Origin of the sequence: Nitrosomonas sp., assembly GCF_019752415.1 — a bacterium.
Taxonomy (GTDB): Bacteria; Pseudomonadota; Gammaproteobacteria; order Burkholderiales; family Nitrosomonadaceae; genus Nitrosomonas.
The window spans coordinates 1-17,080 of record NZ_JAIEME010000066.1 but is presented as its reverse complement, the minus strand read 5'-3'; the positions used below and the strand labels follow the sequence as shown (position 1 = coordinate 17,080).

General features: G+C 45.4%; 16 protein-coding genes and 1 pseudogene. 9 read left to right on the top strand and 8 right to left on the bottom strand.

Annotation, left to right across the window (positions count from 1 at the left end; all coding sequences use genetic code 11):
• The first annotated feature begins 97 nt into the window (after positions 1 to 97).
• The 3 genes from K2P83_RS11000 to fliE all read left to right on the top strand — a co-directional run bounded on the left by K2P83_RS11000 (position 98) and on the right by fliE (position 3,029).
• Positions 98 to 1,288 (top strand): ATP-binding protein, encoded by a 1,191-nt coding sequence (locus K2P83_RS11000; protein WP_292929120.1) that lies wholly within the window; start codon positions 98 to 100, stop codon positions 1,286 to 1,288.
• 4 nt (positions 1,289 to 1,292) lie between these two features.
• The gene (locus tag K2P83_RS10995) at positions 1,293 to 2,606 is read left to right on the top strand and encodes a sigma-54 dependent transcriptional regulator (RefSeq protein WP_292929118.1); all 1,314 of its coding nucleotides are present in this window, start codon (positions 1,293 to 1,295) and stop codon (positions 2,604 to 2,606) included.
• 99 nt (positions 2,607 to 2,705) lie between these two features.
• Positions 2,706 to 3,029, top strand: a complete 324-nt coding sequence (gene fliE / locus K2P83_RS10990; protein ID WP_292929116.1) for a flagellar hook-basal body complex protein FliE — start codon at positions 2,706 to 2,708, stop codon at positions 3,027 to 3,029.
• Between the two features lie 47 nt (positions 3,030 to 3,076).
• Here the strand turns inward: fliE and abc-f are convergent, their stop codons facing one another.
• Positions 3,077 to 4,930: a ribosomal protection-like ABC-F family protein gene (abc-f, locus tag K2P83_RS10985; protein WP_292929114.1), complete on the bottom strand. Its 1,854-nt coding sequence runs from the start codon at positions 4,928 to 4,930 to the stop codon at positions 3,077 to 3,079.
• 667 nt (positions 4,931 to 5,597) lie between these two features.
• Between abc-f and K2P83_RS10980 the strand changes: the two genes are divergently transcribed.
• A complete protein-coding gene (locus tag K2P83_RS10980) occupies positions 5,598 to 5,792 on the top strand; it encodes a hypothetical protein (protein WP_292929112.1) in 195 nt (64 codons plus the stop codon).
• 701 nt (positions 5,793 to 6,493) lie between these two features.
• Here the strand turns inward: K2P83_RS10980 and K2P83_RS10975 are convergent.
• The 7 genes and pseudogenes from K2P83_RS10975 to K2P83_RS10945 form a co-directional block, all read right to left on the bottom strand.
• Complete coding sequence (locus tag K2P83_RS10975; protein WP_292929110.1) at positions 6,494 to 7,672, bottom strand: alpha/beta fold hydrolase; 1,179 nt, start codon at positions 7,670 to 7,672, stop codon at positions 6,494 to 6,496.
• Between the two features lie 176 nt (positions 7,673 to 7,848).
• Positions 7,849 to 8,196 carry a DNA-binding protein gene (locus K2P83_RS10970; RefSeq protein ID WP_292929108.1) on the bottom strand — a complete coding sequence of 116 codons (348 nt, stop codon included), beginning with the start codon at positions 8,194 to 8,196 and terminating at the stop codon, positions 7,849 to 7,851.
• A complete protein-coding gene (locus tag K2P83_RS10965; RefSeq protein ID WP_292929106.1) occupies positions 8,177 to 8,509 on the bottom strand; it encodes a DUF6516 family protein in 333 nt (110 codons plus the stop codon). Before K2P83_RS10965 ends, K2P83_RS10970 begins: the two co-directional genes overlap by 20 nt.
• Positions 8,510 to 8,768: 259 nt before the next feature.
• Positions 8,769 to 9,491 (bottom strand): hypothetical protein, encoded by a 723-nt coding sequence (locus K2P83_RS10960; RefSeq protein WP_292929104.1) that lies wholly within the window; start codon positions 9,489 to 9,491, stop codon positions 8,769 to 8,771.
• A gap of 266 nt (positions 9,492 to 9,757) precedes the next feature.
• Complete coding sequence (locus K2P83_RS10955) at positions 9,758 to 10,663, bottom strand: hypothetical protein (protein WP_292929196.1); 906 nt, start codon at positions 10,661 to 10,663, stop codon at positions 9,758 to 9,760.
• Positions 10,664 to 10,681: 18 nt separating this feature from the next.
• A pseudogene (locus K2P83_RS10950) lies at positions 10,682 to 11,004 on the bottom strand (IS1595 family transposase); the annotation flags it as partial.
• Positions 11,003 to 11,737, bottom strand: coding sequence for a LamG domain-containing protein (locus K2P83_RS10945; protein WP_292929102.1), 735 nt, complete (start codon positions 11,735 to 11,737; stop codon positions 11,003 to 11,005). The pseudogene K2P83_RS10950 and the gene K2P83_RS10945, both read right to left, overlap by 2 nt.
• A gap of 221 nt (positions 11,738 to 11,958) precedes the next feature.
• Between K2P83_RS10945 and K2P83_RS10940 the strand changes: the two genes are divergently transcribed.
• From K2P83_RS10940 to K2P83_RS10920, 5 genes are all read left to right on the top strand, one after another.
• On the top strand, positions 11,959 to 14,076 hold the full coding sequence (locus tag K2P83_RS10940; protein ID WP_292929100.1) for a TonB-dependent receptor: 2,118 nt from the start codon (positions 11,959 to 11,961) through the stop codon (positions 14,074 to 14,076).
• 102 nt (positions 14,077 to 14,178) lie between these two features.
• Positions 14,179 to 14,685, top strand: coding sequence for a dTDP-4-dehydrorhamnose 3,5-epimerase family protein (locus K2P83_RS10935; protein WP_292929098.1), 507 nt, complete (start codon positions 14,179 to 14,181; stop codon positions 14,683 to 14,685).
• Positions 14,686 to 14,748: 63 nt separating this feature from the next.
• Positions 14,749 to 15,561, top strand: a complete 813-nt coding sequence (locus K2P83_RS10930; protein ID WP_292929096.1) for an aldolase/citrate lyase family protein — start codon at positions 14,749 to 14,751, stop codon at positions 15,559 to 15,561.
• A gap of 46 nt (positions 15,562 to 15,607) precedes the next feature.
• The gene (locus tag K2P83_RS10925; protein ID WP_292929094.1) at positions 15,608 to 16,732 is read left to right on the top strand and encodes a hypothetical protein; all 1,125 of its coding nucleotides are present in this window, start codon (positions 15,608 to 15,610) and stop codon (positions 16,730 to 16,732) included.
• Positions 16,732 to 16,920 (top strand): hypothetical protein, encoded by a 189-nt coding sequence (locus K2P83_RS10920; protein ID WP_292929092.1) that lies wholly within the window; start codon positions 16,732 to 16,734, stop codon positions 16,918 to 16,920. The genes K2P83_RS10925 and K2P83_RS10920 overlap by 1 nt, the downstream gene beginning before the upstream one ends.
• Positions 16,921 to 17,080 lie beyond the last annotated feature (160 nt).

Sequence of the window (17,080 nt, the reverse complement as noted above, 5' to 3'; positions counted from 1 at the left end):
CTCAAATAGAATAGGTTTGCCCACCCTATTCGCATCATTGTTGATGCTGGTATAAATGCTAAGCTACTAGCATTCCTAATTACTGCCATCCAATCCAGTGCAAACTAACAAAGTTATTGAAATTAAACCAGTACCGGTTGATCAGGAACAGCTGCAACTAGCTTTTGCAGCTTTTAATGAAGCCTCCGAACAGCTATCCGGTGTATATCAGGAATTACAACACCAGGTAGCGCAATTAACCGGAGAACTGGCAGTTGCAAATGGCGAGCTGCACAAACAATTAATTGCAAAGGAAAATTTATCGCAGCAGTTAAGTCTCTTACTGAATGCGTTGCCTGGTGGCGTAATAGCGCTGAATGGGCAAGAATGTATCGAACAAGTAAATCCAGCTGCAATTTCGATCCTTGGAGAACCATTACTTGGGTTGGCATGGCATCAGATTATTCAAGAACGTTTATCACCAACTGTAATCATCAACGAGTGGCTTACAAAACAACAAGAATCGGCAAAACAACGCCGTATCCGCATTGAAAGCAGCGAAACAGATTCAACCGCTAGACGAATCCTGCTGGTAAACGATATTACTGAAGCCTATGCCCTGCAGGATCAAATAAGACGAAATCAGCGACTCACTTCAATGGGTGAAATGGCAGCGAATCTTGCCCATCAGTTGCGTACCCCGCTTTCAACCGCACTACTCTACGCCAATCATCTAGGAAGTGATGCATTAACTCCAGTTGAAAGACAAAAGTTTGCAACCAAAACTATTGAACGCATGCATCACCTGGAGCACCTAGTTAACGATATGCTACGTTTTGTTAAAGGTGAAATAACGCAACTCGAGGATGTCAGAATCAGTCATTTGTTAGCAGAACTACAACAAGTCATAGAGCCTCAGATGATCCAACATGGTTTGCAGTTAATTGTGCATGATCTGAGTGAAACTGGAAGTCTAATGACTGACCGTCAGGCACTATGCGGAGCGATGGTCAATCTTCTTGAGAATGCCATGCAAGCGTCATCCCCGGGAGATAAAATTATTCTGACAAGCGGCATGGAAGAAGAAAAAATCGTTTTAAGTGTCCATGATGATGGACCAGGCATTGATGCGGCGCTGCAAGAAAGATTATTCGAACCCTTTTTTACGACACGCTCAGAAGGTACCGGTTTAGGTTTGGCCATTGTTCGAGGTGTTATACAGTCCATGGGAGGTAGTGTGCAGATTAATTCATCGCAAGACACAGGAACTGAATTTGTGATACGGCTACCAAGAAACAAAGGAGATTAATACGATGCATACGCTACCCATTTTGGTTGTAGAGGATGACAAGGATTTACTGGAGGCGATTTGTGCCACCATGAAACTAGCAGGTTATCAAACATTAGCGGCATCCAATGGCAATGACGCCATGGCTGCGCTACAGGAATCTCAGGCGGGAATGGTTGTAAGCGACGTGCAGATGAGACCCATGGACGGATTCACTTTGTTAAAGAAAATCAAGGCGTTCAATCCAGAATTGCCGGTGTTGCTTATGACAGCTTATGGAGATGTCGAAAAAGCAGTTGCCGCAATGCAGACAGGTGCCTGCGATTATCTGCTGAAACCGTTTGACCCAGACAGTTTGCTGGCACACATTAAACGCTACGTATTATCCGAGCTTGAGCAAGAAGACAAAATTGTTGCAAAAGATCCGCGTACGCGAGCACTACTCTCTCTCGCCAAGCGGGTTGCGCAATCTCCGGCAACAGTCATGCTGACGGGTGAAAGCGGCTGTGGCAAAGAAGTAATCGCGCGCTTTATTCACCAGCATTCATTACGCGCATCCAAACCATTCGTCGCCATCAATTGCGCAGCTATTCCAGAAAATTTACTGGAGGCAACCTTATTTGGTTACGAGAAAGGCGCTTTTACCGGCGCAGCCCAATCTCAGCCTGGAAAATTCGAACAAGCTGAAGGCGGCACATTACTACTCGATGAAATTTCAGAAATGCCTCTGGAGCTACAAGCAAAATTGTTACGTGTTTTACAAGAAAGAGAAGTTGAAAGAGTAGGCGGGCATAAGATCATAAAACTCGATATCCGCGTTCTGGCAACTTCTAACCGTGACATGATGGCCATGGTTAAAAGTGGTCAATTCCGTGAAGATCTGTATTACCGGCTCAATGTGTTCCCAATCGAAATTCCTTCGCTTCGTGAACGGCGATTGGATATTGAGCCGCTGGCGCAGCGAATCCTGGAAGCAGCAGTAGCCGGCACAAGCCAATCACTCCGCAGAATGACCGAAGCTGCAATAGAAAAATTGACTCAGCACGCTTGGCCGGGCAATGTCAGAGAACTGGAAAATGTAATGCAACGCGCCATGATTCTGGCTACAAATACTATCGAAGCTGAGCATATCAATTTGCCTAAAGAAGCTGATCATGATCATGAAATAAATACTATAAACGCTGATTCGACTTCACAAGATATCAAGACACTCGAACGTAATCATATTTTGGAAACACTGGCAGCTGTTAATGGTTCCCGGAAACTGGCCGTTAAAAAGCTAGGAATCTCGGAAAGGACGTTGCGTTATAAGTTACAGCAATATCGTTTGATGAGTTAGCAAGTATCGATTCTGTCGCTAGGAATCTGATTTAATAAAATTATTTGAAGTTTTTTAAGTTTTGCGAGATACTTGAAACCAATTGTGTTGGAGTAAATCATGGATAAACCCGGAATTGATAATATTTTGCAGCAATTGCAAGCGGCCTCGGCATTTGCTTCCGGTACAAAAAAGCAATCCGAAACGGATGAAATAGCGAGTGTTGATTTTAGCGAAAAACTTAAATCGGCTGTAGATCAGGTCAATAGCTCCCAGATAACTGCCGATAAACTGAGTGCCCAATTTGTGAGTGACCAATCCAATGTTGATTTACATGAAGTAATGATTTCACTGCAAAAAGCCAATGTATCCTTTCAATCGATGATACAAGTTCGCAACAAGCTGGTAACAGCTTATCAAGAAATCATGAACATGCAGGTTTAATTGGTATGCACTCTAATCTGAACTAGCCCAGATCGGAACCATCTGTTTTACTCCTCCATCGCCATCTCCAGATCCAGCCAGCTTTCTTCCAATTCAGCCACTTTATTTTCGAGTGTCGAATGAACTGCACTGAGTCGATCAATTTCATCCCGAGAACGGCTCGCATAAATAGCCGGATCAGCTAACTGGCGGCTTACTTCATCCAATTCCTTCTGCGCGACCGTTAGGGCAACCTCAAGCTTTGATTGCTTGGAAAGCAGTACTTTTTTGTTCGGTTTTGCAGATGTTCTGGATTGCACTTTTTGTGAAATAGATCGTGACTCTACAACTTCACTAGAACGACGCGCTTCTATCCAGTTTTTATAATCATCCAGATCACCATCCAGAAATTGTGCTTTACCATCAGCCACCAACCACAATTCATCAGCCACTGCACGTACCAGACTACGATCATGCGATACCAGAATCACCGTGCCGGTATAGGCTTCCAACGCCAAAGTTAACGCATCGCGCATTTCCAAATCCAAATGATTGGTTGGTTCATCGAGCAATAGTAAGTGTGGCTTCTGCCATGCTAGTAGGGCAAGTGCCAGGCGACTTTTTTCTCCTCCGGAGAAACTGGCTACCGGACGATCCTCACTATCCCCCCCCAAGCCAAATCGCCCCAGGAATTTTCGCAAGTCCAATTCAGTCTGCTTTGGTGCCAATTGCCGCATATGCTGCAAAGGGGTCGCATCACCATCAAGATTCTCCAGCTGATGTTGTGCAAAGTAGCCCATACGGATATTGGGCGTCCATTCCAATGTACCAGAGGTAGGAGTAATTTCCCCGACCAAAAGCTTTATTAATGTGGATTTCCCTGCGCCATTCGGACCCAGCAAGGCAATTCGGGCACCCGCTTGTAAAATAAGATGAACATGTTGAAACAACAAGTGATCGTCATAACCAAAGCTCATATCTTTTACGCGCAGTAGAACATCAGGACTACGCTCAGGCGCTTCAATCTGCAATTCAAAATACCCATCTTCAACATGCGCCGGCGCAATGCGCGTCAAACGTTCCAGCGCTTTGATACGACTTTGCGCTTGTTTGGCTTTGGTCGCCTTGGCACGAAAACGCCGCACAAAATCTTCCATGTGCGCGATCTTTCTTTGCTGTTGCTGAAAAGCCTGAGCATGTTGAGTTAGGCGTTCAGCGCGAGCACGCTCAAAATCATCATAATCACCGCTGTATACTTCAATTTTCCGTTCAGTGATATGCGCAATACGATTAACACAGGCATTGAGAAACTCACGGTCGTGTGACACCACCATCAGACTACCCGGATAACGCGACAGATATTGTTCCAGCCAGAGAATAGCTTCCAGATCCAGGTGATTAGTTGGTTCATCCAGCAATAATAAATCAGCACGATGCATCAAGGCACGAGCCAGGTTTAGACGCATACGCCAGCCCCCTGAGAAATGACTGACCGGATTCTCCAGCGTATGATTCGCAAAACCTAATCCATTCAATAGTTGCGATGCCCGCGCCTGCGCCGTATAACCATCTATCGCTTCATAACGATGCTGCGCCTCAAACCAAGCCGCATCATGTTCGGCTTGGGTCAGGATCTTCTCCAATTGACGTAATTCAACATCACCATCAAGCACAAACTCAATCGCAGACTGATTTGAATTGATGATTTCCTGTTCAACAAAAGCGACCGTTTTCCCAGGCTGCAGACTGACTTCTCCACTATCCGGTTTGATCACTCCCCGGACCAAACGGAACAAAGTAGACTTACCACAACCGTTTTTACCGACCAGGCCGACACGTTGATTAGAAAAAATCTGTAGATCACAATTTTCGAGTAGCGGAATCCCGCCTTGTAAATAAGTCAACCGCTGAATATTGAGCATAACACCCTAATAACTATAGAACAATCAAAATAAATCTTATTCTTCATACACAAAAAAACCTTGTCACACAACCCAGTTATTCATATAAAAAATGTAATGACAAAAAATCTAATTTCCCAGCCTCACACTATACACATCAAAGTTTTTCTCAATAAAGTTAAGGATATTGCCCAGATTAATAGCTATAGCATATTGTTTATCCACAGTATCAACAAGTCATATAAAATCCATTCCTATACTTCACACAGAAACGGAAAATATATTTAACAATATGATAAATATTACAAAATTAAAGTGTAAAATTATTAATCAGATGTAGAATTAAGCGTTACTTTTTCGATAGTTAATTGTTGAATATAGATCTTTTCCACAAAGTTATCCACAGAAACTGTGGATAATAAGAAATACACCATGCTAAATAAGACAATAGCTCAAAATAATAATGCGCAACACACAAGCATTTTACAAAAAAATTGATTGGGAACGACCAATAATATCAACGAGTCTGGAAAGTCAGTGGAATTTTAATACATAATCTGGAAATTAATCATTTGACTCCACTCACAGCCAGTTAGATTACTTGCCATTAAAAATTATAGCGCTGCATGAAACCAATTACGCTCTTGTCGGTTGAGAACGAAAGTACGCACTTTCCGGATGAATTAGAATGCGCATCAATGCAATATTCGTTGAATCCATCAGTTATATGCCGGACATCACGACATTTATAAGCGATGAGTTTGATCTACCTGATCTACCAAACCGCAGCGCTTTTCTGGAATGGATTATTAATCTAATGCGAGGCCATGAAGTTAAGAATGTGCTAGTGCTCGATATGCTAATAGTACTACTTGCTGGATAGCTCCAGATAATCTAAGTTCATTAGATTGCGGATAGAGTAATTCAGAATCAATCAGCTAAGATTGCTTGATGCGAGAATTTCTATTGTCTCTAATTAATTACCAAAAAGGATGTCCTGATATGAAAAAATTTAGCATGATTGGATCTCTAGTCTTTTCCTTGATCCTCTCCATATATTTTGTTGTAACTGGCGATGAGACAGTATTAGCGCTGGTATTATTAGGTCTTCTAGTTTCTTTCATCTCAGCAATGATGCTTCTGACAAAAAAATAGCTTAGAACAATAAAAAATCATTTTCGCCACAGACGCCTTGACTATGGCAGCTCGGACTTGGGGTGGACAACCTGGAAAACCAAGACTGGAACAGATGATTTCATCGATGCGCACCAATTCTAATGAGTGTTGACGCCAGTCGAAAATTGACCAGAAAGCCTGATTGTACCGGTTGAAAATTAACCGGGTAATCTCACGTATCCTGCTTAAATTTTAGGCAGGAGACAGTAGAGGTGATTACTATGGTTATGTATGCAAAGATACGGCGGATGTATTATCGTGAACATCTGTCGATTAATGAAATTCAGCGACGTACAAGTCTGTCACGAAACACGATAAAGAAGTGGCTGAGCGCAGCATCCGCTATCAAACACTGCAAAACCAGGCAGGTGATTTAAATTATAACCATGCTATAAGGAGCAAATGGAATCAGTATTCTAGCGAGCGTAGTCGGAAACCCATCCATTTTTCAATCTTCATCAGAAGCTCAGTGCGTGCAGGTTCTTTTAAAAACAGATGCTGGTGGTAAGGCAGATTGGGCAGCGCCAAGACTGCATTATCAGCATGATTCTTCAATGTAGCGTGAGCGAAATCCTTATTGCCCCAGGCTGGTGTAATTGGATCATGCGCCGAATAAACCAAATAATAAGGTATTTTGAATTGATCCATTTTACGGCGAAAGCGCACAACCTCTTCTTCAATACCTTTCACGTAGCGCAACAGGCTGCGGCGGACGATCCAATTATCGGCGCGTAGGCGCGCTTTCTCTGCTTCACTATCGGTCAGATAATCCGTCACCCAAGCCGGAGAAACTGGCGTCACGAAACTACGCAAACCCGGCCAGGAAAACACTTCGAATAGGCCATCTAATAGTGGCACCGTTATCAATGAAAACAATTGATTGAATAATAACAGTGGAAAAGGCTCATTCTGCGGATGCAGAAAATGCGTTTCAGCATGAAAAGACAGCTTGATCAATGGATTTGCCACCCACCCACGCCAATCGGGTGGTTCGCTGACAGCAAAAGCCGGTGCCAGAAAAACAATACCCCGCACGCGCTTGGCCGGATTATCCTCATTCCGAACCTGCAGCAAATAAGAAGCAGCAACCAAAGCACCCAGGCTGTGCGAAACAATAAACACAGGTCGTTTCGAATCACTCTGCGCATCGCAAAGCGCAATCGTCTGCCTGAGTGCCAGATCCAGAGTCCTGCGCAGCGGCTCCAGATCATGCAACAATGATTGCGCCAGGAAAGCGTCGCCAACTTCCTGTTTGGCTGCACCCGCCGCAAGTGCTTGATCCGCCTGTTGCAGTACCGGATTGGACAGGCCGTGCGCGTGGAAATCGAACCCTGCTACAAAAAACTGCCGGGCAAAATAATGCGCCACTTCGCCATAGCGCCCGATATGTTCGTTCATGCCGTGAACCAGCAATATGCAGGCTGGCGCTTTAGCGGGTTCTGACGGAACAAGGGTTCGCAAAATCAGCAGCACATTGCCACCAGATTGGCTAATACTGCTTTCCTCCCCCCAGCGAGGATAGGGTTCAGTGACAAACTTCTGATGCACACAACCCGATAACGTCAACAGCATCAGAAACATGCTCATCAGAATTCTCACCCTACCAAATAAGCAAACACCATTTAGGAGCCGAGCGTACTGCCTTCGCGGTACAAACGGCAACTGCTCATTTAAAAAGAATTTTTGATAGAACGCCAGAATCATCATTACAACGAGATGAATTCTAATTAAGTGCATGGTTCGGCTACTTCCCTGCGCAAAAACTAAGCTGCTCGCAATAAAAATTCAACCTTCACGGCTTCATAAGGAAACACGATCGCACCCTCTTCAGTGCGATCGAGTAGACCCGCTTCGAGAAGCGCGACGACATCTCCGTGCACACCTTTCACGTCACGCTCTACTCGCCGCGCAGCCTCTCGAATTGAAATTGGACCCGCACCGCAAAGCGCTTTCAAAAGCTCCCACCGTTTTGCGGTCAACACTTTCCACAGTAATTCTGGTGACGCAAAACTGATTCGATCCGATTTTTGTTGCTTATTCGAATTCCAGACTTGGGCAAAGTCAGTCATCGCTTCCTTTGGATCTCGAACGTCAAGAATCACTGTTTTCATAGTTCCACCTCTCGATATCATGTTGGAAATCTGTCAATAGCTTTTCCGGGGTGGAGAACGTGTATTCGGTTTCCTTCACCCCCCAATGCCGATGATCACCTTTCCCTGCCTCGTTATCATACCGAAGAACACATTCCCCATTAACCACATAGGCAAGACGATACTTAAAAGCATGTCTAGAATCTGTCAACGGCTGGGCAAGCCGCCAAAGCACGAGTTCGGCAAATTTGTTCTCAGCCAATACTATGCGTTGTCGAAGTAGTTCGATAGATTTCATGTTGGCAGTTATACCAACACCCAGAACTGCTGTCAATTACCCCAACACCAGCATACTTTACTCAATCAAGCATCTGCTTGCGGTTACGAGAAAATTTGAAGTAATAAGCAAAGCGCGTTGCACTGAATTTTTCTAAGTAACTTGCGCATCACCTGCGAACTTCATTCGGCGCAATATTGATTGCGCCCTACTGAGCTAAGGGGCGCGCCCTAAAGGAAGTTGCGTAAAATCCCCGAACGGAATACAAAGTAATCTACTAAAAGACCAGAGGAAGGCGCGTCCCGCTTTAGCGATGTTAGGCGGCAAATGCATTACGAACCGGATCCAACTCTGGATTTACTTGTGCGCCAAGGACTAAGAGTCCTTGAGCTAGGAGGCCTATACGATGCTGACTTCCGGAAAAATCAAAGGAGCAGCGATAGAAATTGCCCCTCGGAACCACTTTAGCAATCTTCTTCCAATGTCGACGAACTGGTTCTAGAACTTCCCCATCCTCATAGATAACCACTCTCTCCGCTGGCGCGTGACGGTCTCCGAATCCATCAAAGATGCGTGGCGAGGAATCGAAGGTGATTGCGGCAATCCCAAAATGAACAGAGATACTTAGCGCGAGTCCACCGCCTAATGAATGCCCTGTAACAGCGATGTTCTTATTCTTGTTCGCCGTCCAATACTTCTGGAACTCTTTCCGCGCTTGAGTATATTGTAAGTTTAAAGGCGGTACCGCAAAATTGGCAAACAAAAAATCTGATCCGCCATCTGTACCCCGAAAGGCAAAAACAACATCATCCGTTTCTCTTTTCCCAAATATATCAAATGCCAATCCCGATAAGGAATGAAGTCTTGTGGGTTCAGTGGTCGGCTTCCCTTCCAGATCGACCTGTATCCATCCCAGTTTTTCAACCGGAAATCTGACTCGATCATCTTTGTGATATGAATTTGAAGAAAGCATCGCGTGAAGAGCTGTTTTGGCTGCTACATCAGGCGAGATTTCTTGCATATCTGGATGATTGCTCATATTGTTCTCCCTTTGGTTACCGATTCCAAGTGTTTCAGATCATGCAATGCCGCCCCACGTTTGGGTTAAACCAGACACCGGTAAGCCGCGTTGGAAGTACAAAAGCTGTTATGCTATAGGAAGGAGCGTACAGAGTTAATTTTAACAAGAGAAATTGCATTAAACCATACTTACTCAGCCTCCACGTCACACTACGAACTAACCTGCGGATGCTTGCTGATATAAGCGAATGGGCTGTCAAACACTCTGATTGCGATCAATACCTATCAGTATTTGCAAATCGTTGTGCCATCCGTTAACCGGCCACTTGGCTGCTGGCAATGTATTTCTCGTCCCAATAACGTCTTATAAGCAAATTTCGGACGCTGTTGCCAGATTAGCAACCATTCTTTTTTGTCCGAATGAAAGTTTTGACTCAACCCTTCGACAAGCTCAGGGCGAACAACAAGATGCGGATTCCGCTCACAGTGAGCCTGTCGAATCATGGACGGCGCCTGATCCGTAGCTTCCTCAACACCACCTTGCCTATCACTACGCAATGGAAACTGCTCTAAAACATCCCGATAAAATGCTCGCCGTTTCCAGTAATGTACATGAATGCCATCCGGCCCAAACCAAACCGGCTCCTGTTCATACAACGTAAAATTCCGCCGCGATGCCATATCGATCAATCCTTGATATACAGCTCGACCCCGGCTCACGGTTTCACTTCGGGGCAATCGGCAGAACGGATAAAAAATATTGCGATAGAACGTATAACGCCGTTCGGACAAATCCTCAATCGAAGCCATCGGCAGATTAGTCACTACAATCCGCGCAGAATGATTCTGCAACTGTTCAATGCACCATTCCACTTGCTGCAAAATTTTTTCAGGATTCGATCCAAACAAAATATCATTACCAATATCCGTCAACAGCGCATAGGTTGGAAGCACTCCGATCGAATTCAGTTGCGGCCATAACCCACTCGCAGCAATTCCCGGCAACCCGCGCAGCAGCACTTGATTAGCCAATCCATACGCACGCCCATGCCCCACCGCCGCCAGAACCTCGCTCGGTCCGCCAAACTGCTGCTGCATCAGATGGATAGCCAGGCGCAGGGATAACGTCAGATTGCTGGCACCGAGCAGGATGATGCGATTGGCGGGTTTTGTAGATAGTTGTAGAACCATTAGAAATGCTGAATTTTTAGATACATTCTGAATGTGATAAAAATCATTGATAATTCGCCGCCCTGCGGCAATGTTGACTGGGCGATGAACATTTTTACATTTCTGGTGATATGTCTGTAGACGGGCACTCCATCTTGCTTAACAAAGGGGTAAGCACTGTTGCGACTTGTTCTGCGCTTGTGCCACGTAGTATACGATCATCAGTTTCACCATGACGATCGCGTATTACTAGCACAGGTTCTGTTCTTTTGCTGTGCCTCGCTTGGCAGTTTTGCCGCCTCGTTTGCGTGTGCTTCCTGTAAATGAAGTTGTCCCTAGAAAGATAGCAGTAACATGACCTTAATTTTTCAACATTTCTTGCTTGATCCTCCAACCTGGTAGGACTGCATCAAATATACGCATAGTATCCATACCGCCATTTAAAAAGGCCGCATCTTCAGGAGGAGGAATCGTCCTATGCTTAGCACCTATCGCCAGAGGTTCAGTATTAACGCAAACAGGGCCACCGGGAACAAGCACAGAAGATTTTCCAGATAATACGCCATTGATATATATCCTCAAGATGGCGCCATCATAAGTCGCCGCTACATGCGTCCATGTATCTGCAAGCACAGCTCTACTACTATCAAGTATGAAGTAGGAAGCATCATTACGACATCCTCCAAAGAAACCACCGGCCCTTACCTTGCGAGTATCTTTCCTGATGTTAATCCAGAAAGAACCCGCTTTCTCCATCACCTCTTGCCTATCCCATGTACTGGGTTTGAATTTTATCCAAGCCATCACAGTGTATTGATTAAAATCGAAAATAGGATTGTCTGAAACCAGAATAAAATTATCAATCCCATTCAGTTTAAGGCCTCTTCCACCACCAACGCCCGCTGCAAAATGCCAGGCACCGCTACCTTCAATATCGCCATTGAGGTCATTTCCGCTGGTATCGGATACGATCAATCCATTATCCGAAGTAAATTTATACTCTAGAACTAAACTTTCCGCAAAAACAGAAATTGGAAAAAATAAAAAAAGGAAAAATAAACCTGATCGTAAAGAAGCAAATTTTTTATTATTCATGATTTGTATTTTGACACTAAGACTAGTTATAGAATTGAACTAGGTCCATCATGCTATCTGCTAATTGTGCAACAAATTTCTTATTTATTGCAACCACCAAAAGTCAGATTGATTAGCTGTATCAGTATTTATCATCCGCACGATAGCTTTCACCACAGCAAAATTCAAGCGGTGTGATGCAGTAATTTAACGTTGATGAGCGGAATGGTACACTTGCCCGCATGTTTTTTATTCCTGTTGCACATTTTTGTTTGGGTCGTTTTTCCCGGTTACGCCGAGTCATTTACTATTTAATTGTCCTGACCGGTTGCATGATCATTGCATTCTCCGCCTGGGCGCAAAAACCGGAAACTCCACAATCCGTCATTCTGAACCCGATCAACATCACCGCCACCCGTAGCGAACGCTCACCGGAACAGATTCCCAACAGCATCACGCAAATCACGCGCACTCCGCAGCATAATTACCAGCCCGGTGCGACATTGGATGAATTTGCACGCAGCACGCCGGGGGTTTTCTTTCAGAATCAGTTTAATTTCACGCAGGATTTGCGCATCGCGATTCGCGGGTTTGGCGCGCGGTCGCCGTTCGGCGTGCGTGGCATTCAGATGCGCGTGGATGGTATTCCCGCCACGTTGCCCGATGGGCAAACGCAACTGGATTCGATCGATCCTTCGTTGATCGAGCGCATGGATATTGTGCGCGGCCCTTCCGCTGCGCTGTATGGCAACGCATCGGGCGGCATGATCGACATCACCACGCGCGAAGCGCCGCCGGAGAAATTTGTCATCATGCCGCGCCAGGTGTTTGGTCAGTATGGTTACCTGAAATCCGAGTTGTTCGTGGGCGGGCGGCAAGGGAATTTCGGTTACAGCTTGTATGGTTCACACTTGCTGCAAGATGGCTGGCGCGATCACAGTGCGATGCAAAATACATTTTCACAAGCCAAGCTAAATTTCAAAACGAGCGACGATTCGGACTTGATGCTGGTGTTCCGCGAATTTTATTCACCGCTGTCGAAAGATCCAGGCGCTTTGACCAACGCAGAAGTACAGGCTAATCCCCGGCAAGCTTCCGCGCGCAATGTGCAGTACAACGCCGGTGAGGAGATCCGGCAGGAGGAAATGGGAGCGCGTTTCCGTCACAGGCTATCTGCTGGCAAAGAATTCAGCGTAACCACACATTTACTGCATCGTGATTTTCAAAGCCGTCAGGCGTTTTTTGACGGCGGGCAGGTGCAGTTTGATCGCTGGGTGGGCGGATTGATGATGCAGTTTGTCAACGATCATATGTTGTTTAACCGGCCTAACCGTTTTCTGGCGGGGGTGGATTACGGCATACAAAACGATGACCGCCAGCGTTTCAATAACAATTTCGGTGTGCGCAGTGCGTTGAATTTGAGTCAAATCGAGCGCGTGCAAAGCACTGGGCCGTTTTTCCGCAATGAATGGAATATGCGAGACAAGCTCGATTTTGTCATCGGTGGCCGTTGGGATTGGCTAAATTATCAAGTCAAAGACCAATTTAAAACCGATGGTAACCAATCCGGTTCACGCACAGTTTCGCAGGCCAGCGGCTCGGCCGGGCTGGTGTATCACCTGACCGATCAGCAGCAGATTTATACGCATGTCGCTTCCGTGTTTGAAGCACCAACCACCACCGAACTGCTCAACAACCCCGCTGGAAGAGGCGGATTCAACCCCAATCTGAATGCGCAAACCTCGCTTAGCAACGAACTGGGTTTTCGCGGTAACACGGCTGGATTCCAATACGATACAGCAGTTTTTTTCATCCGAACCTGGGATGAGATTACGCCGTTTGAACTGCCTTCTTCGCCAGGCCGGGCGTTTTTCCGCAATGCCGGACAATCGCGCCGGATCGGTGTGGAAACACGTCTCGCCACACCGGAATGGAAAGGGCTACGTGGGGAAATCAGTTACACGTATTCGGATTTTGAGTTCGAGAAATACGTGGTCAACGATGTCAGCCTGAAAGGCAACATTTTCCCTGGCATCCCCACGCACCGTTGGGAAGGACTAGTGCGCTATTCGCACCCGTTCGGTTTCTTCGGGCAAGTTCATGTACATCGTGTCGGCGCGTTTTACGTCAATGACGTCAATACCGCCACCAATCCGGCTTATAACCTGGGGCAGTTATTGGCGGGTTGGGAATTGAAACGCAATGGAATCGAAGGCTCTGTATTTGTTGGCATTAACAACTTATTTGATGCACAATATAATGCGAATACTCGTATCAATGCGGCTCTAGGTCGCTACTATGAACCCGGTCCACCGCTTAACGTATTTGGTGGAATACGTTTTCGCATTGTGGCGTTTTGAGATACCTGATACATAGCGATAGCCAGAAAATGCGAACTAAACTATGATGTTCATTTCTCTAATTATTGCTGTTACCTAACCTATTAAAGAGAATTAATAATAATGCTGAAAGATGCGAAAAAAGACAAACAAACAGCCACCGCAGATGGCAAGCTCACGCGGACTCTTCTTAACGGTATAGCACCCAAAGAGACATCCAACATCATTACAAGTAATGGCATCACAACCGAGATCTACCGGCCGGAGTGGCCGATTGGCCCTGATCAGATACGCCATATCATTCATGCCACTCTGCGCGCGAACGCTATCAGTGCGTGGCACGTGCATGAATATCAGACGGATACTATTTTCGTAACCAACGGATCGATCAAACTTGTGTTGTATGATGACCGTCCTGAATCGACTACGCGCGGTGATGTCAATGTTTTTCATTTAAGTCGTCTGCGACCTACATTAATTACTATTCCACCGGGAATCTGGCATGGCTTGCAAAATATGGAAAGCTTCGAAAGTAGCTTCATTAATTACTTTGATCGCCCCTATGCTTATGAAGATCCAGATGAGTGGAGATTGCCATTAAATACCGACAAGATTCCTTACCGGTTCTAATATTTAAAGCTCTGGTCATAGCTTGCCGATAATTCTGATAATTTTCAAATTGGGGCAAGTCTGATGAACTATGGCAATGATTTTATTCTGACATTATTTACCAATGATCCAGATCTAGCGCAAGCTGGAGATGCTGCAGGCATCAATCGGATTGGCCTCGATCTGGAGAGAATTGGTAAAGAAAATCGCCAAGATTCCAGCAAAGCATGGATTTCAAATCATCAGCTGCAAGAACTCCCAGCTATCCGAGACAAATTAACGCATGCTGCATTATTCACGCGCGCCAATCCAATACACGCTGGTTCTCGTGATGAAATCAATTATTTGATCGATCAAGGCGTCCGTGTTCTCATGTTGCCCATGTTTCGCACTGTGAAAGAAGCCGCTACCTTTATTGAGCTTGTGCAAGGCCGTGCACTTGTTTCCCTACTGGTCGAAACAGCAGCTGCTGCAATGCGATTGCAGGAAATCACCAAACTTCCGGGTATTGATGAAATTCACTTCGGGCTGAATGACCTTTATCTGGACATGAAACTATCCAATCATTTCGAAGTGCTTACCTCCGGCCTTCTGGACATGCTTGCAGATATCGTACTAAGCAAAGAAATACCATTTGGTTTTGCGGGTATCGGCCGGGTTAACGATAGTCGTTTGCCGATACCGGGAGACTTGATATACGCGCAATATCCCCGTCTAGGTGCAACACGAGCATTGGTCGCACGGGTATTTTATACTCCGGATTTTCGCGCACTCAATCTTACCCATGAAATCACTGTTGCACGTGCAGCACTAGACCAGTGGTATCAAGCTGGCTCTGACAAGCAGGCTGCCGCCCTGTTGTCTCTACGGGAAAAAGTAACCGAATGGACTGTATGAACGATACTTCCCCATTCCCTGCTTTACTTCAGATGAATTTCCCGACATGACCAAGCCTAACCTTACTTTCTACGACACCTCAAGAGATTATTATGCCGGCTATTATCTGCATGGCTTTAAGGAACTGGAAAGCGACGACAAACTGCAAGTCAATGTTACTCACATACTCCCAATGCGTTTAAAACCGGCTATTCAGAATACCAGTTGGCAGCACTTATTATTTACAATGGCCCTTTTTAAGCTTCAGCAGGGTGATAACGAATGGTACTTTTGTATCGATACGCACGACGAAAACTCTGCAAATGCCGAAAGCTATTCCGGCGGATATCACCTGCCACTGCTGCAATGCGTAGATGTCTATTTTAAGGTTAACTATAATCCAGATGAAATCGCGCGTAACCCTGCACTGAAAGTATTTCATGAGAAAATTCGCAACATATCTCAATTCTTCCCGCTACGGTTAAAATCATTTTTGACTCTTAGCCGAAAATTAATACTTCCTTCCGTTTGGTTCGGATTTAAGCCAGGTTTAGGCTACAATCAGCCTTATGATAGCCATTTAGCTGATGCAAAATGGCGTCTGCGTGATCATAAAAAATTCCAGCCACTCGAAAGAATCCTTGCGCATCGCACGGTTCATAAGGATATCGATATTTTCTTTGTAACCAGTTTTCGCAAGGTCCCCCCGAATGAAGCAGTCATGGAGCATCGCTACAAAATCATAAAAAAACTTGCATGCATAACCAAACTCAATAAAGTAGTCGGTTTCACAAATCATGAGTCACTGCCAGAAAAATATGCAGCAGTATTTCATCCGTACCTTAGTCAAGCAGAATATCTCGAAAAATTAGCACGTACTAAAGTCGTTATTTACACACAAGGCATTTGCGGATGTATTTCATCCAAGTTTGGCTTAGCCATGGCGCTCGGTGTCGCAGTCATTGGCGAACCATTGATGAATAATCCGGAATTACTAGTCACTTACCCCCATCTGAAAGAACAATTCTCTTTTACAAATCCGGATGAAATAGTGGAGCATGCAATCCATCTTGCAACACATCCAGAGAAAGCACGCGAATTGGGCGCTCTCAATGCGGTCATGTTTGATAACCAGCTTGCACCCCGCCCTACTGCAGAATACGTATTGCGTACCCTATCGGCAATCCTCTGATGACATGTGTGAAGCCGCTTGCCGAGCCATGGATATCATCACCTAATTCAGCTGTTCCTCATCACACTTATTTGTCGTATGCTGAACCGGAAGGATCAAAAGCCGGTACTGCGGTTGCCAGAGCAAAACTGAAGCACACCATGAAGGGGGTCAGATACCGTCTTGAATTGCAAGTGCTGAATGATTAAAGTTTGCATCAAATGGCCGCTCTGATTTAATGACCCCATAAATCAAATGTGCCAGTTTACGCATGACAGCTCCTATTACGGCCTTTGGAGCCAATCCGGCATCACTCAATCTGTCACCAAATATTTTTAGTACTGGATTGTGCCGTCTGGCTACCATGCC